The following is a 23,327-nucleotide window of genomic DNA, read 5'->3' as shown; positions in this document are numbered from 1 at the left end:
ATATTATTTTGAAATTAATATCACAGTTTTAATATCATCAAACTCAATTTCTGTGCCGTTTTCTAAAGCATCCACAAAAACCAAATCATCTGTTAATGTCTCAGACTTAATATAGTCTTCATTTTTTGAAACAGCATCTTCTAAAATACCATCTCTTTTAATCTGTACCTTAATCTTATCTGTTACTTCAAATCCAGAATCTTTACGGATATTCTGAATTCTGTTCACCAATTCTCTCGCGATACCTTCATTTTTTAATTCCTCAGAAATTGTAATGTCAAGCGCAACTGTAATTCCGTTTGAATTTGCAACCAGCCAACCTTCAATATCCTGAGATGTTATTTCGACGTCTTCTAATGATAAAGTTACATTATTTCCAGAAATAACAATATCTAGCGTCCCCTGCTTGTCCAACTGATTAATCTGATCCGCTGAAAAAGCTTGTATTTCCTTGGAAATCAGACCCATATCCTTTCCGAAACGTGGTCCAAGAGCCTTAAAATTAGGCTTGATTTGTTTAACCAAAATACCAGAAGCATCATCCAAAAGTTCAATTTCTTTCACATTTACTTCAGCTTTTACCAAGTCAGAAATCGCTTCAATTTCAGCTCTCTGATTCTCGTCAAGTACCGGAATCATTACCTTTTGCAATGGCTGACGTACTTTGATCATTTCCTTTTTACGAAGTGATAAAACCAAAGAAGAGATAGTTTGCGCCTTCTGCATTTTGCTCTCTAACGTTTTATTAACAAAGTTTTCGACAAATTTTGGGAATTCAGCCAAGTGAACACTAGCAAAATCCTCGGTTCCCGTCGAAGCGGTTAAATCTCGGTACAATTTATCCATGAAAAAAGGAGCGACCGGAGCGCTTAATTTGCTTATCGTTAATAAACAAGTATAAAGCGTTTGGTAAGCTGCAATTTTATCTTTTGCATATTCCCCTTTCCAGAAACGACGACGGCATAAGCGAACGTACCAGTTACTTAAGTTTTCCTGAACGAATTCAGAAATAGCTCTTGTAGCTTTTGTTGGCTCATAATCTTCGTAACATTCGTCAACAAACTTTACTAAAGTATTCAGTTCTGAAATAATCCACTGATCGATTTCTGGTCTTTCATTTAACGGAATTTCTGCTTCAGCATATTTAAATCCGTCGATGTTAGCATATAACGAAAAGAACGAATAAGTGTTGTATAAAGTTCCGAAGAATTTACGACGAACCTCAGCAATTCCTTCAATATCAAATTTTAAGTTGTCCCACGGATTTGCATTTGAAATCATGTACCAACGTGTGGCATCAGGACCATATTCTGCAATTGTTTCAAAAGGATCTGTCGCGTTCCCTAAACGTTTCGACATTTTTTGTCCGTTTTTATCCAAAACCAAACCATTTGAAACTACATTTTTATACGCTACTTTATCAAAAACCAAAGTTCCGATAGCATGTAACGTGTAGAACCATCCACGAGTCTGATCTACACCTTCAGCGATGAAATTCGCAGGGAAATCTTTATTCTCGTCAATTTTATCTTTATTCTCAAAAGGATAATGCCACTGGGCGTAAGGCATTGCTCCCGAATCAAACCAAACATCAATTAAATCGCTCTCACGTTTCATTGGCTGGCCCGAAGCCGAAACTAAAGTAATTTTATCGACAACATTTTTATGTAAATCGATTAAATCATAATTTGTTTCAGACATATTTCCGATTTCAAAACCTTTGAACGGGTTTTCTTTTTGAAAACCAGCTTCGATAGATTTTTCGATCGCATTGTACAATTCTTCAACAGAACCAATAAGAACTTCTTCTTTTTTGTCTTCTGTTCTCCAAATTGGCAACGGAATACCCCAATATCTAGAACGAGATAAGTTCCAGTCGTTGGCATTTTTCAACCAATTTCCAAAACGTCCTTCACCAGTAGACTTAGGCTTCCAATTGATAGTCTCGTTCAGGTCGAACATTCTATCTTTTACATCGGTTACTTTAATGAACCAAGAGTCTAGTGGATAATATAATAACGGCTCATCAGTTCTCCAACTGTGTGGATAACTATGTACGTATTTTTCAACCTTAAAGGCTTTATTTTCTTCTTTTAATCGAATAGCAATTTCAACATCTACAGAACGCTCTGGCGCCTGACCCGCATCATAATATTCGTTTTTCACATATTTACCAGCCAAATCTCCTAAATGAGAAGTGAATTTTCCTTGTAAATCTACCAAAGGAACTGCTGTTCCGTTTTCGTCTAAAACCAACATTGGCGGTACTTCCGGCTTAGCTTCTTTTGCTACTTTAGCATCATCAGCACCAAAAGTCGGAGCGGTATGTACAACTCCGGTTCCATCTTCTGTAGTAACAAAATCTCCGGCAATTACTCTAAATGCATTTTCAGCATTTTGATAAGGCAATACGTATGGCAGTAATTGTTCGTAACGAATTTCAACTAAATCCGCACCTTTTGCTTCTGCTAAGATTTTATACGGAAGTTGTTTATCACCATTTTTTACTTTATCGAAATCAGCATCGTCTTCACTTGCAAAAAATCCTTTTCCGAATTGTTTTCCAACTAAATTTTTAGCTAAAACAACATTGATTGGCTCAAAAGTATATTGATTGAATGTTTTTACTAAAACATAATCGATTTTTGGACCAACTGTCAAAGCTGTATTCGATGGCAATGTCCAAGGAGTTGTCGTCCAGGCTAAGATGTGAATATCTCCAAAACCTTGTAAAAAGCTTGGAAGTGTTTCTGGTAAAGTTTTAAATTGCGCTACAATCGTAGTATCTGTAACATCTCTATAAGCTCCAGGCTGATTTACTTCGTGAGAAGACAATCCAGTTCCTGCCTTTGGAGAGTATGGCTGAATCGTGTATCCTTTGTACAACAAACCTTTATCGTAAATTTGTTTCAAAAGCCACCAAACAGACTCCATATATTTTGGTTTATAAGTCACGTATGGATCTTCCATATCTACCCAATATCCCATTTTTTCAGTCAAATCATTCCATACGTCAGTATAACGCATTACGGTTTTTTTACACGCTTCGTTATATTCTTCGATAGAAATTGTTTTACCAATATCTTCTTTTGTGATTCCAAGTTCTTTCTCGGTACCTAATTCTACAGGCAATCCGTGCGTATCCCATCCGGCTTTTCTTTTTACCTGAAAACCTTTTTGAGTTTTATATCTGCAAAAAATATCTTTAATCGCACGCGCCATCACGTGGTGAATTCCCGGTAATCCGTTTGCTGAAGGCGGACCTTCAAAAAATACGTAAGGCTCTGCACCTTCGCGAGTAGTTACACTCTTTTCAAATATATTTTCTTTCTTCCAAAAATCAAGAACTTCTGACGCTACTGTTGGTAAGTCAAGTCCTTTGTATTCAGTAAATTTTGTGCTCATTTTATCCTTTTCTTAAACGAGGTGCGAAAGTAAGGAATTTTGAGGAAAATAGATAAAAGATGACAGAAAAAAGAGTACTGAAAGGAAATTTCAGGTATATTCCGCAAAAAAAATTACTCTTTTTGAATATTTAAGAGAAAACCTCCTTTAAAACCTCCAAAGATTTAGGTTTTTTGAATCCATCCAAATGAAAACTATAATAATCTATCAGAATTTTCAACAGTATCTGTCTTTCTACAACATGAAAAACTTTTTGATCGTTATCAAATCGTAGATCGATTAGTTTTTTTAGAAGATTTGTTTCGTGTTCTGTTAAAGAATTTACGCCACTAAAAAGCGTAAAAACACCTTCGATCATTTCAAAATAAGGCAAATCGATTTCAGAAACATCAGGGTAAAAACCCAAATATTTTGTTATTTCTAAAAGCAAAATCAAATGAAAATTAGAAATTTCGTCATGATGATCCAGCCAAGTCAGCGCCGTTTCCAAAAACAAGAAAAGAGATTCGTTTTTTTCTTCTTCCTGAATGGAATAATGAAGTACTTCAGACAAAAACATTACCATTGTACTTTTAAAAATATCAGTATGAATAGTCTGAAAAGGAACAGCTGTTTTTAACTCTTTAAAATTTTCTAAAGTGCCTTTATTCTTATGAACAGCTTCAATTTCTAAAATAGATAATGGCTGAAAATAAGCAATCTTCTGGCTCGCTTTCCGACTCGAAAAAGCATCGCGCACAAAGTAAGACTTCAGTCCATTTGAAAGCGTAAAACATTTTACAATCAAACTTTTTTCCTGAAATTTTAAAGATGAAATTACTATGGCTTTGGTTTTGACTAACAAGTTGAGATTTTAGATTATTAGACTTCTTAGATATTAGACTTTTGGTTGTAGCCATTAATTAGATTATTTAGTCCAAACAATTATCTAATTATCTCAATTGCCACATTATCTAATTATCATTACTTTTTTAACTTTAGTTTCTCCTCCATCCTGAGCAGAAATAAAAATCATATAAACTCCTGAAGAAACTTTATATCTTCCAAAAGCGGTTGTATCCCACTCTATTGTTCCACCTTCTGAGGTAGTTTCGTAAACTAAATTACCTTCGATATCTGTGATTTTCACATTGGCTTTATCTAATAATCCGGCTACTTTTACAGTTCCGCTGTAAGTTGGACGAACTGGGTTTGGATACACATACACGCTATTCAAATCTTCATTTGCATCCGTTGCAATTCCATTAAAAGAAATCAATCCTTTATTAGTTGCAATAAAAACTTCACCTGTTGCGCTATTTATTTTAATCTCATTTATAGCATTGCTCGGCAATGGCGAATTGCTGATTGTAAAATGATATTTCGTTTCCTGTCCGTTTGGCGAAACCATAAAAACCCCAGAATCACTTGTACCAATCCATTTATTATTTGCGCCGTCAACCGCAATTGAAGTTATGAACTGCTCATAAAGCAGTTCTTGAGCCAGATTATCTTCTGAAATAATAATTGGATTTGCTTTTAGCTGACTCTCATTTTGAAAATTCCCAACATTTGACAAAACGCGCAATCCTTTTGTTGTTCCAATCCAAAGCTGATTTTTAGTATCAATTGCCAATGCTCTAACATCTGCAATTGGTAAATTTCCGGCATCGGCACCAAATGTCATTTTTTTGAACGTGTTCGTCGTTTCATTAAAACCAACAACACCGTCACGATTTGTTGCAATCCATTTTACACTGTTTCTGTCAACAAGAATACTTGCATAACTGCCGGCTTCGGCATCGTCTAAAATGGAAGTCATCGCATAACTTCCCCATTGATTATTCGATTTCAATACTTTCAGTCCGTTTTTAATTCGGCTGTTCGTTATCCACAAATTTCCATTTTTATCAAAAGCTGTTGCGTTTATACGAACATCAATATAATTTGGCCCTTCGGTAGTAATTGACTCTAAACCGCTGTTCTTTTCATTATACAAAAAATTGGGAACATCATTTTCTATTTGGAGTAATCCAGAAAAAAAAGAACTTGCATAAACTTGTTTCTCGTTTTTCGGATTAACAATAATTCTTGTCATCGATTTTGCATTATAAACATCAGAATACGGAATATTCAACCAGCCAGAAGTACTATATTTACTGACGCCATAACTATCTAAATCATATGGATTGTAATACGTATCATAATCACCGTAAACCGCCCAAAGAACATTTGCAGTAACGTCCATTGAGAAAATATTATTTCGCGCTGGCCCGGCAGGCGTATTATTAGTAAAAGTGCCGTTGCTTGAAAGTGACGAAGAGAACAAACCTTTTTCTTTTGTTCCAATGAAAATCATATCACCTACAGCCGTCGCGCATGTAAAATTCAAAGTAGTATCTAAAACTTGAGAATTATTAATCTGGCGAATTAAAACCATTTGATTATTATATACATAAACAGCATTGTGAATCGTAATAAATAAATTATGATTTTTTGCCCTCATATCAACGGCAGCCTGAGGCAATTGCGAAAAACCAACAAAATTACTTGAATTAAATCGATGAATATAACCCGTCGAATTAATCGCAATAAGTTCTGTGTCTATAGTTTCAACACTTGACCAATCTCCAGTATTCACAACAGACCACTGCTTAAAATCATTTAAGTTTGGATTTGCAATATCGGCGCGTCTGATGCCACTTGAAGTTGCTGCATAAATAGATCCGTTAAAAAATGTCGTTTGTCTTACACTAATTTCGGCACCATTATCGCCAATAAAATAAGTATCACCAAATTGCGATGTGGTCAAATTAAACTGCACAATTCCAAAATCGCAGGAAACATACACCAATCCGTTATGCTCCATGAAATGATTGATTTTTTTGATATTTGGTGCTAATTGCTTGTTTATAATATCTACAACTTTCAGCATAGTGCCGTCTGTTTCATTAATTACAATCATCAAACCATTTTCGTAACCTACAATTGTTTTTTTGAAAGCTTCACTATAATAAACTGCCGAAATTGTTTGACCCGAAAGTCCATCAACAGTTGTTATGGTTTTGCTAGTATTTGCAGTAGCATTTTTAACAAACAAGGCATTTTCTGAAGCCGCATAAACAGCTGCTGAAGACTCTGATATATCCTTTATTTCATTAAATGAAAAATAACCCTGCCATGACAATTTATTCTGCGAAAAAGCAAATTGAAACAAGAATAAAAACAAAATATACAGAAAACTTTTCTTCATTATTTTAGGCATTCAGATAGACAAATATACTACAAACGAAAGTATTTGCTTTTTGTTCTTTTTTATAAATAAAAAATGCCTTCAATTGTCCAGAGACAAATGAAGACATTTCAAAAAACTATAACTAAAATTATACTACACCTTGTGCGAGCATAGCATCGGCAACTTTAACAAATCCGGCAATGTTTGCTCCTTTTACGTAGTTCACATAACCATCTTCTTCGGCACCATATTTTTTACATTGGTTGTGGATTCCAACCATAATATCTTTTAATCTCAAATCTACTTCTTCACTTGTCCAGTTTAGACGAATAGAGTTTTGCGTCATTTCTAATCCAGAAGCTGCAACTCCACCAGCATTAGCCGCTTTTCCAGGAGCAAAAAGCACTTTATTATCTAAGAAAAGTTTAATTGCATCTAAAGTAGAAGGCATATTAGCCGCTTCAGTTACACATAAAACTCCGTTATCAATAAGTTTTTTAGCATCTTCTCCTGTTAGCTCATTTTGAGTCGCACATGGAATCGCAATATCAACTTTTACTTCCCAAGGACTTTTCCCTTTATGGAAAATAGCATTTGGATATTTCTCCAAATATCTTTCAGCTCTGTTATCTCCTGTTGCTCTCATTTCAACCATATGGTCGATTTTTTCTCCAGAAATTCCGTCTTCATCATAAATATAACCATCAGGACCAGAAATAGTAACTACTTTTCCTCCAAGTTCATTTATTTTTAGCGCCACTCCCCAAGCTACGTTTCCAAAACCTGAAATTGCTACTCTTTTACCTTTAATATCATGTCCAATAGTACGAAGCATTTGATCTGTAAAATATACAACACCATAACCTGTAGCTTCTGGTCTGATTAATGAACCTCCATAAGCCAAACCTTTTCCAGTTAAAACTCCAGTAAATTCATTTCTGATTCTTTTATATTGACCAAACAAATAACCAATTTCTCTAGCGCCAACACCAATATCTCCCGCAGGAACATCAAGATCTGGACCAATATGACGACATAATTCTGTCATGAATGATTGGCAGAAACGCATAATTTCACCATCAGATTTTCCTTCTGGATCAAAATCAGAACCTCCTTTTCCTCCACCCATCGGAAGAGTTGTTAAACTGTTTTTAAAAACTTGTTCGAAAGCCAAGAATTTTAAAACTGATAAGTTTACTGTATGATGAAAACGAATTCCCCCTTTATAAGGCCCGATTGCTGAATTCATCTGGATTCTAAATCCTCTGTTTACAATAATTTCCCCTTTATCATCTACCCAAGGAACCCTAAAAATTATCGATCTTTCTGGCTCAGCTATTCTAAGAAGTAAATTTTTACCATCATATTTTTTACGTTCAGCAATGAACGGAATTACTGTTTCTGCAAATTCTCTAACGGCTTGAAGAAATTCTGGTTCATTTGGATTTTTTGACTCCACTAGAGCCATAAATTCATTTATTTTTTGTTCCATTTTTAAATCAATTATTCAAATAATAGTTTTTAGCTTAAATCTAATTATAATACGAAAATACGCCATAGAAAACGTTTTCGCAACAACATGCAAAGATAAGGCAAAACAATCATGAATTGTTATTTTTTTTCGTTTTTAGAGAAGAATTGTGTAATTTCTAAACAAAAGGAAAAATACAATTTTACACGTCTGAAATTAGAACAAATCATCATACTTAAAGTCAGAAAATTAAGTGTTTTGTTACTAATTTTTTAATAGAAGTATATAATGTTTTGTTTGCACAAGCTTTTTTATATATTTGCCAAGATTAGAAAGCCCTAAAACTATGCTCAAACCCGTAATTATCACGCTTTTTGCCATTCTTGGAATCAGTAGCGCAGCAAATGCGCAATCAGATTTGGCACAAGAAATAGGAATATTCGCAGGACCTGTCACGCTGCAGTCAGATTTTGGACAAAGACACAATCTTGACACTAACGTTGGAAATAGTGGATATGGCATCGGACTTATGCACTTCATCAACTTTTCGGCTGCTAATAACCGTGAAAGTTTTTTTACTGAACACTTTAAAGTTCGATCTGAATTGTCATTTAGCCATACAGAGTTAAAGCACTTTGGAAAATGGGTAGAGAAAAAACCACCAACTCTAGCTGTTATTATGCTTCAAAATATGCATGCAAGCACAACAACAGTAGGATTAGGATCTCAGTTAGAATTTTCTTTTATCAAAATTCATGATTTCGAAAACACAGTTGGTAGCTTCAGTCCGTATTTAAGTGCTGGATTTCAAGTAAACTATTATTCTACAAAAGTAGGTTCACGTTTAGGCGACCTGACACTTCCAAATGTTACCATAGGAAAATATTTAACCCCATCTGACGGAAGACCTCACGGATTTTCTACAGAAACTGGAGTTGTAGTATCCGCAACAGGAGGCGTTGGTGTTCATTATAAATTAACAACAATGAGTGACTTGATGTTTGAAACTCGTTTTCAAATGTACAGTAGCGACTGGATTGATGGTTTGAATCCAAATAAAGATATTTATAAAGAAAACAAGTCAAATGACTGGCAGGTATGGTTTAACTTTGGATATATCTATTACTTAGAATTCTAGAAATATTTTAAATCCCAAAATAAAAAAATCCCAAATTCCAATTTATTAAGATTGGAGTTTGGGATTTTTTATATTCAAAATTATTTTTTTTATGCTAATGCCTGTTCTAAATCGGCAATTAAATCTTCTGCATCTTCGATACCAACACTTAATCTAACTAAATCATCAGTAATACCAACCTCAGCTCTTTTATCTGCAGGAATTGATGCATGTGTCATTAAAGCGGGATGATTTGCTAATGATTCAACGCCACCCAAAGATTCTGCAAGCGTAAATACTTTCAGTTTTTCCAAAAAGTCGATAGAATCTTCTTTTTTACCCGATTTAAAAGTAAATGAAACCATGCCACCAAAAGCCTTCATTTGCTTTTTTGCAATTTCATGAAACGGATGATTTTTTAATCCTGGATAATAAACTGTTTTAATTTTTGGATGATTACTCAAAAACTCCACTATTTTTTCTCCGTTTTCACAATGTCTTTGAACTCTTAAAGAAAGTGTTTTAATTCCTCTTAAAACCAAAAAACTGTCCATTGGCCCTAACGTTGCTCCAGTAGCAAATTGTTGAAAATGTAATTGCTCTCCTAAAGCTTCATCTTTTACAATTAAAGCGCCAGCAATTACATCAGAATGTCCTCCTAAATATTTTGTTGCCGAGTGCATTACAATATCTGCTCCTAAATCAAGAGGTTTTTGCAAATAGGGAGTTGCGAACGTATTATCAACTGCAAATAAAACATTATTTGCTTTTGTAATTTTAGCCACTTCTTCAATATCTGCTAATTTCATTAAAGGGTTTGTAGGTGTTTCAACCCAAACTAATTTTGTATTTTCATTGATCAACGATTTTAATTTCTCAAGATCGGTCATATCAACAAAATGAAACTTAATACCAGAATCTTTATAAATTCTAGAAAACATTCTATACGTTCCACCGTACAAATCATCCATTGCAATGACTTCATCACCTGCTTTCAATCCTCTTAAAATACAGTCCGTTGCTGCTAAACCAGACGAGAAAGCAAGTCCGCGTGTACCGTTTTCAATACTTGCCAACGCATTTTCTAAAGCAGTACGAGTTGGGTTAGATGCCCTGCTGTATTCATAATCTGCCAAAGGTTTTCCCGGACTTGTCTGAATAAAAGTTGAAGTTTGATAAACCGGAGGCATTACTGCTCCCGTACTTGGATCATGGTGTTGACCTCCATGTATTACTTTAGTATTGAATTTCATATAGTTACAAATTTTTAATGCTTAAATATTGTACAAATTTACCGTTTAATTTATTCTAATCCTGACACAAGTTCTTACCTTTGTATATAATTAACATTTTTTGATTAAAAATCATTGCCCGCCAGACTTTTGCAAAAGCAAAATTTCATTTCAAAAAAAAGTATTATCTTTTATCTCTGCTAACAAATAACTTTTACATATATGAAACATTATACTTTTTTAGTCTTTTTGTTTTTGATATTCACAAGTTGTAACAAAGAGCTTTCATTTGAAAATGAAACATTTGAAGAAAAATCCTTGCTTCCATGCCAAAATGATTGTCCAAAAATCACCATTGACATTCCGATTGCAAAAAACAAAGGAATTCCTGCTGACAGCATCAATAAAAAAGTCTTTACCGTCATAAAAGAAATTGTTTATTTTGGAGAAGACCCTACAAAAGTTAATGACTACAATACTTTGGCAAAATCCTTTATCGCTTCCTATGAAGAAATGCATAAAAAATTTCCAACTGAAACTTTTGGCTGGGAAGGAAAAATCGTTGGAAATATTGAATTTCATTCGGAAACAATTTTAAACATCAAAATAGATCATTATACTTTTACAGGCGGTGCTCACGGATATCAAGGTTTCCGATCCTTATTGTTTGATCCTAAAACTGGCAAAACTATTTTTACAGATCAATTATTTAAGAACAAACAAGAATTTCTGGCTTTCGCCGAAAAAAAATTCAGAGCGAAATATAAAATTCCTTCTAAAGCAAATATCAACGCAACAGGATTAATGTTTGAAGACGATAAATTCCAATTGCCACTGAATATTTTTTATACAGATGAAGGTCTTCTCTTATACTACAATTCATATGAAGCTGCTTCCTATGCTGATGGGCCAAAAGACATTCTGTTTCCTTATGAAGAAGTCAATAAATATTTAAAATTCCAATAAATTATTTACAAGAAGAATTTACAATGGGTTAGACGCACTGCAGTACGCCTCTACGAAAAACTTTGTCGCTTTGAACCTTTGTTACTTTGCACCTTCCTGAAAATCATATTTCATTTTTCTCAGAATTCTGAGTGCTTCTTTAAACGATAAATACACTTGAGAAAAAGGTTTTAACAGCAGTTTTGAATCGATCAATTTTTGTTTTGCCTCATCAAAACCATTCAAATAACAAATCATAAAAGTAGAAGGAAGATTTTCAAGATCAACCAATTCCCGTTCAGACAAAACGAATCCTTTTTGAAGTTTTTGAAGCAATGCTATATTTGAATTATAAATATGATACAGCATTTTTCGATTGAATTCTGGTGGCTGAAAGAGCATTTTTCGATCAATTTTATAATAACCGTTATCAAAGAAACGAATGGTTTGTTCTTCTAACGGATAGTAACTTGTCTTGTCATTTAATCCTAACGGAACATATTCGGTTATTGTAAAACTATCATCATCAAAAACAATAGTTACCACATCTTGCGCCGAATAAAAAAGTTTGATTTGCTCGTTAATCAACTCTATATCAACACGTGAAAGAAAAGTTTTGTCTCGAGATTTTTTAGGAACTCCTGCCCAGCAAATCACAAATAATTCCTTAAAAACATTATACTTCGGTGACATATCTTTATGCCTGAAATTCATAAAATCAAAAACACCATCTAAAGTATATTGTATGCTATTTCGAGAACTGTTTTCGATTCCAATTACCGTTTCTGTATTTTGATAGTTTTTCTCAACTTCTTCGCCAATTTCTAAAGGAATCGAATTGCTTCCGCGCCTTATAAAAATGCTATTTGCAAGAATGGTATGAATTCCTTTTTTGAAGTAAGAGATTTTGTTTTTGGGTTTAATTGTAACCAATCCTATAACTTTATCTTTTGGAAGATTGGGGAAGGGTACATTTTCGTATTGAATTTTTGGTGGATTTTCAAGGAAAGCATTCACAAGATTCTGAATTCGGCTGTCATCAAAAAAATCGTCGCCGACAATTTCATTGTCCTGATCTTCAACTCCAACAACGATATAAGAATTATTTGTTGGGTTTGAATTTGAAAGTGCACAAATGTGCTTCAGAAATTTGCCTTTGCCTTCACGAGAATGCAAATTCAACTGCCTTTTTTTATCATAAAAACTGCTCTCATCATTATGAGCGAGCAGGTTTTTTATTAAAAGGCGTTTATTAATCATTTACTTTAGATTATGAGACTTCTTAGATTTTTAGACTTCTTAGATCATGATTTTCAGATTCCTAAGATAATCTAAAGATCTAATTTTCTAAGAAGTCTAACGATCTTATTTTAAATATTTTTCTTGACAATTGTCGCCGAAGCCTGAGCCGTCGGAAAAACAATTAAATCAGCAATATTTACATGATATTTTCTTGAAACAACAAAATGAATAATATCTGCAATATCTTCTGCTTGTAAAGCGTCTAAACCTTTATAAACATTTGAAGCTCGGTCGACATCGCCTTTAAAACGTACTTCGCTAAATTCGGTTTCAACCATTCCCGGATGAATTGCCCCTACTCTAATTCCGTATGGATTCAAGTCCATTCGCATTCCGTTGTTAATAGCGTCCACAGCATGTTTTGAAGCACAATATACATTCCCGTTTGGATACACTTCTTTACCGGCAATAGAACCGATATTGATAATATGTCCTGCCTTTCTCTCAATCATTTGCGGGATAATTGCTTTAGAAACATACAAAAGTCCTTTTACGTTAATATCGATCATGGCATCCCAATCGTCGATATCTCCATTTTGAATCGGATCTAAACCATGTGCATTTCCGGCATTATTAATTAAGACATCAATAGTCGAAAAATCTGTTGGCAGTGCACCAATTGCTGCAAAAACAGCTTCTTTATCACGAACATCAAATGATAAAGAATGTACTTCGGTAAAAGCCGAAAGTTCTTTTTCTAATTCTTCTAAACGATCTTTGCGTCTGCCACAAAGAATAACTTTATAATTGTTTTTTGCCAATATTTGTGCGGTTGCTTTTCCAATTCCGCTTGTTGCTCCAGTTATTAGGGCTGTTTTTTTCATTCTTTTTTATTTTATTACCACAGATTAAAGGATTAAAAACAATTTATAAATCTGTAAAAATCCTTTAATCTGTAGCAAATATTTTTTTTAATACTATTTTAGCTGAACACTAAAAACTGTAAACTGAACACTAAAAATTAAGGCACATCGTCGCCCATACTTTCTGTCCAAATTGCAAACCAATCTTCTTTATCCATATCTAATTCAACTGCTTTTAATAAGGATTGAATTCTGGCAACATTCACAGTTCCTGCAATTGGGATAACTCCTGCTGGATGTTTTAAAATCCAAGCCAATAAAAGTGTATCTGCACCCAAATGATATTTTTCCAATAGCACTGAAAACAGCTTTTTCAATCGGCGTGTTTTTTTGGTGTCTTCTCTAAAAACAGTTCCGAGCGGATTCCATGACAACGGACGAATTCCGTGTGTTTGCATATAATCCAAACTTCCGTCAACCATTGCTTCAAAATGCGTTGCTGAAAATTGCACTTGATTGTAGCTTACTTCTGTTTTCTGGCGAATTAATTCCGTTTGAGAATTAGTAAAATTCGAAAGTCCGAAATCAATAATTTTTCCTTCCGATTTTAATTTCTCCACTGCTTCTGCAATTTCATCAGCCTGCATTAACGGACTTGGCCTATGCAATAAAAAAACATCAATGTAATCTGTTTTTAGTTTCTTAAGCGATTCTTCTACAGACCAGATTATATAATCTTTAGAATAATCATAATGTTTGATTTTGTTTTCTGGGCGTTTTTCAGCAATCATCTGAATACCGCACTTGGTAATTAATTGTAATTTTTCGCGGGAAATTTTACTTGCTTTAAAAGCTTTTCCAAAATCAGCTTCGGTGGTATAATCGCCATAAATGTCGGCGTGATCAAAAGTGGTAATTTTGTTTTCGATACTAATTTGTATCAAATTTTCCATTTCTTTAGTTGAAAGGTTTTTGTCCCATATTCCCCAATTCATAGTGCCTGAAATAATAGGCGATAATGTTGTTTTGCTCATGGTTATATTGCGTTATTTTTGGTAATAAATATGCTTTTTAAAAACATATCCATCAAAGTTCTTAAAAATATAAAAATAGATTCACAATTCGTCCTTAAAATTAGGTCTTTGGTCGAAGTTTTAACCATTCTTTAACATCTTACTTCTCAAAAAATATTCAATTTGCACTCTCAAAAACAAGGCGTAAAAATCAAAGGTTCAAAAAGGCTTTTAAAAATATTTATATGGAAGAAAATACAACGACTTTAGACATTAGAGCGATAAATGAAAAAATTGAAAGAGAAAGTGCTTTTATAGACCTTCTTACAATGGAAATGAACAAAGTTATTGTGGGCCAGAAACACATGGTCGAACGTTTATTAATTGGTCTTTTAGGACAAGGGCACATTTTATTAGAAGGTGTTCCGGGTTTAGCAAAGACTTTAGCAATTAACACACTTTCTCAAGCAGTTCAAGGTTCTTTCAGCCGTATCCAGTTTACTCCGGATTTATTGCCTGCCGATGTTATTGGAACAATGATTTACAATATCAAGGCAAACGAATTCTCAATTAAAAAAGGGCCAATTTTTGCCAATTTCGTACTTGCCGATGAGATCAACCGTGCTCCTGCAAAAGTTCAGTCAGCACTTTTAGAGGCGATGCAGGAAAAACAAGTTACTATTGGCGACACGACTTTCAAATTGGATCGTCCGTTTTTAGTATTGGCAACTCAAAACCCTGTTGAGCAAGAAGGAACGTACCAACTTCCTGAAGCTCAAGTTGACCGTTTCATGCTTAAAACCGTAATTGATTATCCAAAAATTGATGAAGAACGTTTTGTAATTCGTCAAAACTTAAAAGGAAGTTACGAAAAAGTAAATCCAGTAGTTTCTGTAGAACAAATTTTGCGTGCGCAAGAAGCAGTTCGTGAAGTTTACATGGACGAAAAAATCGAAAAATACATCTTAGATATCATCTTTGCTACTCGTTATCCAGAGAAGTACAAATTAGCCGACTTAAAACCTCTTATTAGTTTTGGAGCATCGCCACGTGGAAGTATCAATTTAGCCAATGCGGCAAAATGTTACGCTTTCATCAAACGTCGTGGTTATGTAATTCCAGAAGACGTTCGTGCAGTTGTACATGATGTTTTACGTCACAGAGTTGGAATAACGTATGAGGCTGAAGCCGAAAACATTACTTCTGTAGACATTATCAACAAAATCGTAAACGAGATTGAAGTACCTTAAAAAGTTGATGGTTGATAGTTTTTTGTTGATGGTACATACGCCATCAACCAACAACCATAAACCATAAACCAAATCACAAATGGATACAAAAGAGCTTTTAAAAAAAGTACGGAAAATAGAAATCAAAACCAAAAGGCTGAGCAATCATATCTTTTCGGGAGAGTACCATTCTTCATTTAAAGGGCGCGGGATGACTTTTAGCGAGGTGCGTCAATACCAATATGGCGATGATATTCGTAACATCGATTGGAATGTAACCGCACGCTATAACGAAGCCCACGTAAAAGTTTTTGAAGAAGAACGCGAATTGACCATGGTTTTAATGGTTGATATTTCGGGTTCAGAAAGTTTTGGTTCAAAAAGTCAATTCAAAAAAGACATCGTCACCGAAATTGCGGCAACGATGGCTTTTTCAGCTACACAAAACAATGACAAGATTGGATTAATCTTATTTTCTGATAATGTCGAATTATATATTCCACCAAAAAAAGGCCGTTCGCACGTTTTGAGAATCATTCGTGAACTAATCGAATTTGAACCAAAAAGCCACAAAACGGATATTTCTGAAGCTTTGAAATTTTTATCTGGAACTCAGAAAAAGAAAGCGATTGTTTTTATGATTTCAGATTTTATGTCTGAAAACTACGAGCAGACATTAAAAATTGCTTCAAAAAAACATGATCTTACAGGAGTTCGTGTGTATGACATTCGCGAAGAAAAAATTCCAAATTTAGGAATGGTAAATATGCTGGATGCCGAAACCGGGAAAACAATTCTGGTTGATACAGGCTCAAAAACGGTTCGAATGAATTACGAAAAACATTATCAAGAAAGAGTGAATTATTTCAAGGAAACGTTTAGTAAATCTGGTGCTGGTGTGGTAAACTCCAGAGTCGACGAAAATTATGTAACTAAATTATTGGGTTATTTCAAGTCTAGATAATTAGACTTCTTAGATAGTTAGAATATTAGATTTTAAAATATCGTTTTTCAATTATAAAAAATATAATCCGCTTAAATCTGTGTCATCCGTGTTCCATTTTTAAGCATTCGTTTTAGACTAAAATCTGAAATCAAAAATCAAATGAAATTAAAATTTTACATATTTTTATTTTTACTTACTTCGGCAGGTTTTGCTCAGCAAAAACAAGTTGAAACAAGCATTGATACGACAAAAAATAAAATTGGAGCCGAGTTCAAGCTAACGCTGAAAACGGTTGTAAGTTCAAAATCGAAAGTTGTTTTTCCTAAACAAAAAACCTTTGGGCCATTAGAAGTTATTCAGTCGTATCCAGTTGATACCGTAAAGAAAAATGACACTTACGAATTGATCAAAAAATATGGTCTAACTCAATTTGATTCAGGAAAATATACTATTCCGCCCGTTCAGATTTTAATCGACAAAAAACCTTATTTCTCTGATTCTATCAAGGTTGAAGTTGCCAGCGTAAAAGTTGATACACTGCAGCAAAAAATGTACGACATTAAAGACATCAGCAGTTCTGATGAAGGTCTTGGCAGTTGGTGGAAATATGTTTTGGCATTAGTAATTATTCTTGGAATCGGTGCTTTTGTTTATTGGTATGTAAAAAAACGTCAGCAAAAGAAAATTGAAGAAGAAGTTTACAAAACTCCAATCGAAAAAGCAACAAGCCTATTAAACAATCTGGAATCAAAAGAATTAGTTCAAAAAGGCGAAATCAAAGAATATTATAGTGAACTGACTGATATTGCGAGAAATTATATTGAAGAAGCAATTCACATTCCAGCAATGGAAAGCACAACTTCGGAATTAATTCAGGCAATCAGAAATGCTTCGACTAAAAAGAAAATGACTTTAACGCCTGAAACGGTTGAAAATTTAGAGCGTGTTCTACGTCAGGCAGATTTAGTAAAATTTGCAAAATCTAAACCATTAGATTTTGAAATTACGGATGACCGAAACAAAATTCAGAAAGTAATTTTAACACTGGATAATGCAATTCCTTCTGAAATTCCTTCTGAAGAAGATGAAATACTGAACGAAGCACAAAGACAAAAGCAGATAAAACTTCAATTAAAGAAACAAAGAAACAAACGTATTACTATTGCTGTAGCATCTGTTATTGGTTTATTGATTGTAACGACAGCCGTTTGGATTGCTGTAAAAGGTTTCACTAATGTAAAAGATACCGTTTTAATGAACCCAACTAAACGCCTTTTGGAAAGCGAATGGGTAAAAAGCGAATACGGAAATCCAGGAGTTTTAGTTGAAACTCCACAGGTCTTAAAACGAATGGATCCGCTAAAAGTTCTTCCGAAAGATGCAATGGCTTTGATTAAGGAAATGCAACTTTTTGTTTACGGAGGAATGACTGACAATTTTTATATTGCGGTTTCAACAAGTAAATTTAAAACTCCAACAGAAATCGATTTGGCAAAAACCCTAGAAGGTTCATTAAAAATTATTGAAGCTCAAGGCGGACAAAATATTATTGTAAAGCAAGAAGATTATCAAACAAACGAAGGCGTGCAGGGCTTAAAAGGATACGGTACAATGACTGTAATAAATCCGTTAACCAAAAGCAGTACAAAAGTGTATTATGAAATTCTTCTTTTCAAACAAGAACAAGGATTGCAGCAGATTATTATTTCGCACGAAGAAGGTGACAGCTACGGAAACACAATTACTGACCGAATTTTAAATTCTGTTGAACTTAAAAAAGCTAGCAACTAATGGGAAAGATCACTTTTTTAAATCCAGAATTCTTTTGGCTGTTTCTTTTGATTCCGATTGTGATTGCTTGGTACTTCTGGAAACGCAATCAGCAGTCTGCAACTTTAAAAATGAGTTCAACAACAGGTTTTAAAAACAGCGAATCACTGCTGACAAAACTAAAACCTTGTTTATATGTTTTCAGAATTCTTGCATTATGTTCTTTGATTATTGCTCTGGCAAGACCGCGAACAGTTGATGTAAGCAATCAGACAAAGACAACTAAAGGAATTGATATTGTAATGGCAATTGACGTTTCTGGAAGTATGTTGGCAAAAGATTTAAAGCCAAACCGTATGGAAGCTTTAAAAAGAGTTGCAGCAGACTTTGTTGGAGAAAGACCAAACGATAGAATCGGATTGGTTTTGTATGCTTCTGAAGCTTATACAAAAACACCTGTTACAAGTGACAAGGCCATTATTTTAGAAGCAATAAAAGAAATTAAGTACGACAATGCATTGCAGGACGGAACCGGAATTGGAATGGGACTTGCAACAGCAGTTAACCGTTTAAAAGACAGCAAAGCAAAAAGCCGTGTTATTATTTTATTGACAGATGGTGTTAATAATGCCGGATTTATTGAGCCGGAAACTGCGGCAGATATTGCAAAACAATACGGAATAAAAGTTTATACGATTGGATTAGGAACAAATGGAATGGCTGAATCTCCGTACGCGTATGGACCAAATGGCGGATTCCTGTTCAAAATGCAAAAAGTGGAAATTGACGAGCAGTTAATGAAAAGCATTGCCCGTAAAACGGATGGAACGTATTTTAGAGCAACAAGCAACGACAGACTTGCTCAAATTTATAACGCTATCAACAAATTAGAAACAACTGAAATACAAGAATTAAAATTCTACGATTATGACGAAAAATACCGATTTTTTGTTTCTTTCGCGGTTCTTTTATTATTGCTTGAAGTTGGTTTAAGAAATACAGTTTACAGAAGCTTTATTTAATATTTTAGTCGCAGTCGCGGTTCTCAGTTTACAACTGAAAACTGTAACTGAAAACTGAAAACGAGAATTAAAAAATGGAATTAGACGAAAAAAAATATTTATACCTTTTATTCTTACTCCCAATTGTGGTGTGTATTTTTCTTTTCAATGTATATTGGAAACGAAAAAAACAACGCGAATTTGGTGATGTAGAAATGGTCAAAAAACTGAGCCCTGAAAGTTCTGTTTTCAAACCAGTATTAAAATTATCGATTATACTTTTAGCACTTGCCTGTTTAATTATTGGTTTAGTAAACCCGAAAATTGGGACTAAAATGGAAACCGTAAAACGTGAAGGTATTGATATTGTTTTTGCCGTTGACGTTTCTAAAAGTATGCTTGCTGAAGATGTTGCACCGAGCCGTTTAGAGAAAAGCAAACAGATTGTTTCTCAAATTATCAATCAGTTAGGAAGCGACCGAATTGGAATTGTGGCTTATGCAGGAAGTGCTTTTCCGGTTTTGCCAATTACAACAGATTATAGCGTTGCAAAAATGTTCTTGCAAAGCATGAGTCCAGATATGGTTTCATCTCAGGGAACTTCGCTTGATGAAGCTATCAGATTATCATCAACTTATTTTGATGAAAAAAGCAAAACAAGCAAACTGCTTATATTAATTTCTGATGGTGAAGATCATTCTGAAGGAGCTACTACTGCTGCTGAAGAAGCTAACAAATTGGGAATGAAAATCATCACAATTGGCGTTGGAACTGAAAAAGGAGGCACAATTCCGTTAAAAGAAAACGGCGTTGTAAGAAATCATCAAAAAGACCAGAACGGACAAATTGTAATCACTAAATTAAATCAGGAAGGTTTAAAAACGATTGCAAAAGCAACAAAAGGTGGTTATGTTTACGGCGGAAGCACCAAAGAAGTTTTGGACTATGTCAAAAACGCATTGAACAATATTCAGAAAACAGAGTTTGAAGCGACACAGATGGCTGAATTTCAATCGCAGTTTCAATGGTTCATTGGCTTTGCTTTTCTTTTATTATTCTTAGATATTTTCCTTTTAGAAAGAAAAACAAATTGGATAAAAGAGTTGAATTTATTTAATGAAAAGAAATAATTGTTCTGCTAAAATCTCGGAACAAAAAAACAAAAAATTTAGAATGAAAAATTTACTTCTTTATATTTTACTAACGTTTTCTTTAGCAGTTGCTGCTCAGGAAAAAGACAAGACATTGCCAGACGGGAACGAAGAATATAAACAGAATAAATTTGTTGATGCCGAAGCGAATTACAGAATTTCGCAGTCAAAATTTCCAAAAAAAGCCGCTGCTTCATACAATTTAGGAAATACGATTTACAAACAAAATCAGATTTCGGAAGCTAAATATGCTTTTGCGAAAGCGATAAAAAATGCCAAAACGCGTCCTGAAAAACATAAAGCTTATCATAACTTAGGAAATGTTTTCATGAAAGAGAAAGATTATACGCAAGCTGTTGAAGCATATAAAGAAGCGCTTCGAAATGACCCAACAGATGACGAAACGCGTTATAATTATGCTTTAGCCAAACAAAAGCTAAAAGAAAATCCGCCTAAAAACGACAACAAAGACAAGAATAAAGATAAGGACAAAGACAAGGATAAAAATAAAGATAAAGACAAGGACAAAGATAAAAACAAGGACAAGGATAAAGATAAAAAAGACGATAAAGGCGATAAAGACAAGGATAAAAAAGACGGCAAAAATGATCCGAAGAAAGATGACAAATCAGACAATAACGGACAGCCAAAACCACAGCCTGGAGGAATATCTAAAGAACGTGTACAGAATTTATTAGATGCCGTAAACAACGAAGAAAAGAAAATTCAGGATAAAGTAAACGCTCAAAAAGTAAAAGGAAATCCTAGAAAAACAGAAAAAGACTGGTAAATAAAAGTTTAATCGTTTAATTGTTAATTTGTTTATATGAACTATTCTCTAGACAAAAAACCGATTAAACGATTAAACAGTTAAACGATTAAGCGAATAAACGATTAAACAGCAAAAACGATTAAACGAATAAATGAAAAGATTTTTAATTTTATTTCTATTCACTTTTCAAGGACTTTTGGCTCAGGTTCAATTTGAGGCCAGAGTTAGTAAAAACACGCTTGGACTTAATGAAAGGCTCCGAATCGACTTTATCATGAATGTTGATGGAGACAACTTTGAACAGCCAAATTTTGACGGATTTAAAATTGTAGCAGGGCCAAGCCAGCAAATCAGTCAATCTTGGGTAAATGGGCGAAGTTCTTTTCAAAAAATATACTCCTATATCTTACAACCAGATAGAAAAGGAAATGCAACTATACGCCAAGCAGCAATTGAATTTAACGGACAGGTTTACAAAACTTCACCCATAAAAATTGTTGTCACAAATGCTGTTGCTCAGGAAAGAGATCCAAATGACAGACCACAAGGACAAGGAAGCGAAACACTTAATCTTGTTGCCGAAATTTCGAAAACAAATCCGTACGTAAACGAACCAATTACGGTTGTTTACAAACTGTATTTCAATAATATTGGGGTAACTGGTTTTAAAGAATTGGCAAAACCAAAGTATAATGATTTCTGGAATCAAAATATCGACATCAAACAACTAGCGATTGAAGAAGGAAGTTTTCAAGGTCAGAGATGCTATTTTGTAATCTTGAAAAAAACCATTCTATATCCTCAAAAATCAGGTAAATTAACTATCGAACCGCTTTCATTAGACATTGGTGTACAATTGCCTACAAATCGCCGTGATATGTTTGGCCAAATGATTATTACTGATGACAATAAAGTAGTTTCGGCTGGAGCCAAAACAATTAATGTGAGACCTCTACCTGAAACTGGAAAACCAGAAGGTTTCAGTGGTGCGGTTGGTAAGTTTAATTTTGTGGTTACGCCTTCAAAAACAAGTGTGAAAAGTGGCGAAGGTCTTGACTTAATTGTAAGTGCAAATGGAACCGGAAATATGAAACTGTTTACTTTGCCAAAACCAGTTGTGCCAAATGCGCTAGAAATGTACGACCCCGTTCATGACGAAAAAGTTACAACTTCATTAGCAGGAATGTCTGGAAGAATATCTGACAAGTATACTATTGTTCCTCAGTATAAAGGAAAATACATTATTAAACCAATGCAGTTTTCTTATTTTGACTTAAGTACTGGTTCCTATAAAACAATTACATCGCAAGAAATTGCAATTGATGTTTTAGATGGTCCAATGCAAGCTGAAGCAAACAGTACAGCAAGCGCTGCTAAAAATGTAATTTCGAAAACAGATCAGTTTAAGTATATTAAATCAAGAACTACATTAGTTTCGATTGAAAAAGATGATTTTTATGGTTCTGATTTATACTATGCTTTACTTTTTGCTCCTTTCATCATTTTGCCAATTATCATTATTGCTAAGAAGAAAAAAGAAGCAATTGATGGCGATGTGGCTGGAAACCGCATTAAAATGAACAATAAACTAGCTAAGAAATATTTATCTGAAGCTAAAAAACAACTGAACAATAAAGAAGCATTTTATATTGCATTAGAAAAAGCGATGCATAATTTCCTGAAAGCAAAACTGCATATTGAAACCTCAGAAATGAGCAAAGACAATATTCGTGAATTGCTATTATCAAGAAAAGCAAATCCAGAATCGGTTCAGAGTTTTATTAATTTGACTGAAAACTGCGAATTTGCACGATATGCTCCGGCATCGAGCGCTTCGATTCAGCAGGATTTTGATAAAGCTGTTTTAATTATTTCAGAATTAGAAAAACAGATTGTTTAATTTTTTTAACCGCAAAGTGCGCTAAGAAATTTGATTTAGATTGCGCAGTTTTAAGT

Annotated in this window: 17 protein-coding genes; 9 read left to right on the top strand and 8 right to left on the bottom strand. The window is 34.1% G+C overall.

Annotated features, from left to right (window positions below; genetic code table 11):
* Positions 1-3: 3 nt before the first annotated feature.
* From ileS to gdhA, 4 genes are all read right to left on the bottom strand, one after another.
* Positions 4-3,405 (bottom strand): isoleucine--tRNA ligase, encoded by a 3,402-nt coding sequence (ileS, locus tag EV145_RS15710; RefSeq protein WP_133526151.1) that lies wholly within the window; start codon positions 3,403-3,405, stop codon positions 4-6.
* A gap of 130 nt (positions 3,406-3,535) precedes the next feature.
* Positions 3,536-4,249, bottom strand: a complete 714-nt coding sequence (gene recO / locus EV145_RS15705; protein ID WP_133526150.1) for a DNA repair protein RecO — start codon at positions 4,247-4,249, stop codon at positions 3,536-3,538.
* A gap of 105 nt (positions 4,250-4,354) precedes the next feature.
* On the bottom strand, positions 4,355-6,637 hold the full coding sequence (locus EV145_RS15700; protein ID WP_133526149.1) for a T9SS type A sorting domain-containing protein: 2,283 nt from the start codon (positions 6,635-6,637) through the stop codon (positions 4,355-4,357).
* A 130-nt stretch (positions 6,638-6,767) separates the two neighbouring features.
* Positions 6,768-8,111: an NADP-specific glutamate dehydrogenase gene (gene gdhA, locus EV145_RS15695; RefSeq protein WP_133526148.1), complete on the bottom strand. Its 1,344-nt coding sequence runs from the start codon at positions 8,109-8,111 to the stop codon at positions 6,768-6,770.
* Positions 8,112-8,436: 325 nt separating this feature from the next.
* Between gdhA and EV145_RS15690 the strand changes: the two genes are divergently transcribed.
* On the top strand, positions 8,437-9,228 hold the full coding sequence (locus EV145_RS15690) for a THC0290_0291 family protein (RefSeq protein WP_133526147.1): 792 nt from the start codon (positions 8,437-8,439) through the stop codon (positions 9,226-9,228).
* An 89-nt stretch (positions 9,229-9,317) separates the two neighbouring features.
* Here EV145_RS15690 and EV145_RS15685 read toward each other — a convergent pair whose 3' ends face one another.
* A complete protein-coding gene (locus EV145_RS15685) occupies positions 9,318-10,460 on the bottom strand; it encodes a cystathionine gamma-synthase (protein ID WP_133526146.1) in 1,143 nt (380 codons plus the stop codon).
* Between the two features lie 201 nt (positions 10,461-10,661).
* Between EV145_RS15685 and EV145_RS15680 the strand changes: the two genes are divergently transcribed.
* A complete protein-coding gene (locus EV145_RS15680) occupies positions 10,662-11,405 on the top strand; it encodes a DUF3298 and DUF4163 domain-containing protein (protein WP_133526145.1) in 744 nt (247 codons plus the stop codon).
* Positions 11,406-11,486: 81 nt separating this feature from the next.
* On the opposite strand, the gene EV145_RS15675 is transcribed toward EV145_RS15680, so the two are convergent.
* From EV145_RS15675 to EV145_RS15665, 3 genes are all read right to left on the bottom strand, one after another.
* Entirely contained in the window at positions 11,487-12,644 is a 1,158-nt protein-coding gene (locus EV145_RS15675; protein ID WP_133526144.1) for an ATP-binding protein, read from the bottom strand.
* Positions 12,645-12,754: 110 nt separating this feature from the next.
* Positions 12,755-13,510, bottom strand: coding sequence for an SDR family NAD(P)-dependent oxidoreductase (locus EV145_RS15670; RefSeq protein WP_133526143.1), 756 nt, complete (start codon positions 13,508-13,510; stop codon positions 12,755-12,757).
* Between the two features lie 137 nt (positions 13,511-13,647).
* Positions 13,648-14,523, bottom strand: coding sequence for an aldo/keto reductase family oxidoreductase (locus EV145_RS15665; RefSeq protein ID WP_133526142.1), 876 nt, complete (start codon positions 14,521-14,523; stop codon positions 13,648-13,650).
* A gap of 224 nt (positions 14,524-14,747) precedes the next feature.
* Between EV145_RS15665 and EV145_RS15660 the strand changes: the two genes are divergently transcribed.
* The 7 genes from EV145_RS15660 to EV145_RS15630 all read left to right on the top strand — a co-directional run bounded on the left by EV145_RS15660 (position 14,748) and on the right by EV145_RS15630 (position 23,271).
* Complete coding sequence (locus EV145_RS15660; RefSeq protein WP_017497457.1) at positions 14,748-15,752, top strand: AAA family ATPase; 1,005 nt, start codon at positions 14,748-14,750, stop codon at positions 15,750-15,752.
* Positions 15,753-15,831: 79 nt separating this feature from the next.
* Positions 15,832-16,695, top strand: a complete 864-nt coding sequence (locus tag EV145_RS15655) for a DUF58 domain-containing protein (protein WP_133526141.1) — start codon at positions 15,832-15,834, stop codon at positions 16,693-16,695.
* Between the two features lie 141 nt (positions 16,696-16,836).
* Positions 16,837-18,468: a hypothetical protein gene (locus tag EV145_RS15650; protein WP_133526140.1), complete on the top strand. Its 1,632-nt coding sequence runs from the start codon at positions 16,837-16,839 to the stop codon at positions 18,466-18,468.
* Positions 18,468-19,469 (top strand): vWA domain-containing protein, encoded by a 1,002-nt coding sequence (locus EV145_RS15645; protein ID WP_133526139.1) that lies wholly within the window; start codon positions 18,468-18,470, stop codon positions 19,467-19,469. Before EV145_RS15650 ends, EV145_RS15645 begins: the two co-directional genes overlap by 1 nt.
* A gap of 74 nt (positions 19,470-19,543) precedes the next feature.
* Positions 19,544-20,578 (top strand): vWA domain-containing protein, encoded by a 1,035-nt coding sequence (locus EV145_RS15640; RefSeq protein WP_133526138.1) that lies wholly within the window; start codon positions 19,544-19,546, stop codon positions 20,576-20,578.
* Between the two features lie 43 nt (positions 20,579-20,621).
* Positions 20,622-21,389, top strand: a complete 768-nt coding sequence (locus EV145_RS15635) for a tetratricopeptide repeat protein (RefSeq protein ID WP_133526137.1) — start codon at positions 20,622-20,624, stop codon at positions 21,387-21,389.
* 133 nt (positions 21,390-21,522) lie between these two features.
* On the top strand, positions 21,523-23,271 hold the full coding sequence (locus EV145_RS15630) for a BatD family protein (protein WP_133526136.1): 1,749 nt from the start codon (positions 21,523-21,525) through the stop codon (positions 23,269-23,271).
* Positions 23,272-23,327 lie beyond the last annotated feature (56 nt).

Origin of the sequence: Flavobacterium sp. 245 (assembly GCF_004362055.1) — a bacterium.
GTDB lineage: Bacteria > Bacteroidota > Bacteroidia > Flavobacteriales > Flavobacteriaceae > Flavobacterium.
The sequence above is the reverse complement of the archived record's forward strand: the minus strand, read 5'-3'. Positions and strand labels throughout refer to the sequence as shown.

Coding starts and splice junctions, on each gene's coding strand:
- ileS (WP_133526151.1), bottom strand. CDS start 3,405: ATGAGCACAAAATTTACTGAATACAAAGGACTTGACTTACCAACAGTA.
- EV145_RS15700 (WP_133526149.1), bottom strand. CDS start 6,637: ATGAAGAAAAGTTTTCTGTATATTTTGTTTTTATTCTTGTTTCAATTT.
- gdhA (WP_133526148.1), bottom strand. CDS start 8,111: ATGGAACAAAAAATAAATGAATTTATGGCTCTAGTGGAGTCAAAAAAT.
- EV145_RS15690 (WP_133526147.1), top strand. CDS start 8,437: ATGCTCAAACCCGTAATTATCACGCTTTTTGCCATTCTTGGAATCAGT.
- EV145_RS15685 (WP_133526146.1), bottom strand. CDS start 10,460: ATGAAATTCAATACTAAAGTAATACATGGAGGTCAACACCATGATCCA.
- EV145_RS15680 (WP_133526145.1), top strand. CDS start 10,662: ATGAAACATTATACTTTTTTAGTCTTTTTGTTTTTGATATTCACAAGT.
- EV145_RS15675 (WP_133526144.1), bottom strand. CDS start 12,644: ATGATTAATAAACGCCTTTTAATAAAAAACCTGCTCGCTCATAATGAT.
- EV145_RS15670 (WP_133526143.1), bottom strand. CDS start 13,510: ATGAAAAAAACAGCCCTAATAACTGGAGCAACAAGCGGAATTGGAAAA.
- EV145_RS15665 (WP_133526142.1), bottom strand. CDS start 14,523: ATGAGCAAAACAACATTATCGCCTATTATTTCAGGCACTATGAATTGG.
- EV145_RS15660 (WP_017497457.1), top strand. CDS start 14,748: ATGGAAGAAAATACAACGACTTTAGACATTAGAGCGATAAATGAAAAA.
- EV145_RS15655 (WP_133526141.1), top strand. CDS start 15,832: ATGGATACAAAAGAGCTTTTAAAAAAAGTACGGAAAATAGAAATCAAA.
- EV145_RS15650 (WP_133526140.1), top strand. CDS start 16,837: ATGAAATTAAAATTTTACATATTTTTATTTTTACTTACTTCGGCAGGT.
- EV145_RS15645 (WP_133526139.1), top strand. CDS start 18,468: ATGGGAAAGATCACTTTTTTAAATCCAGAATTCTTTTGGCTGTTTCTT.
- EV145_RS15640 (WP_133526138.1), top strand. CDS start 19,544: ATGGAATTAGACGAAAAAAAATATTTATACCTTTTATTCTTACTCCCA.
- EV145_RS15635 (WP_133526137.1), top strand. CDS start 20,622: ATGAAAAATTTACTTCTTTATATTTTACTAACGTTTTCTTTAGCAGTT.
- EV145_RS15630 (WP_133526136.1), top strand. CDS start 21,523: ATGAAAAGATTTTTAATTTTATTTCTATTCACTTTTCAAGGACTTTTG.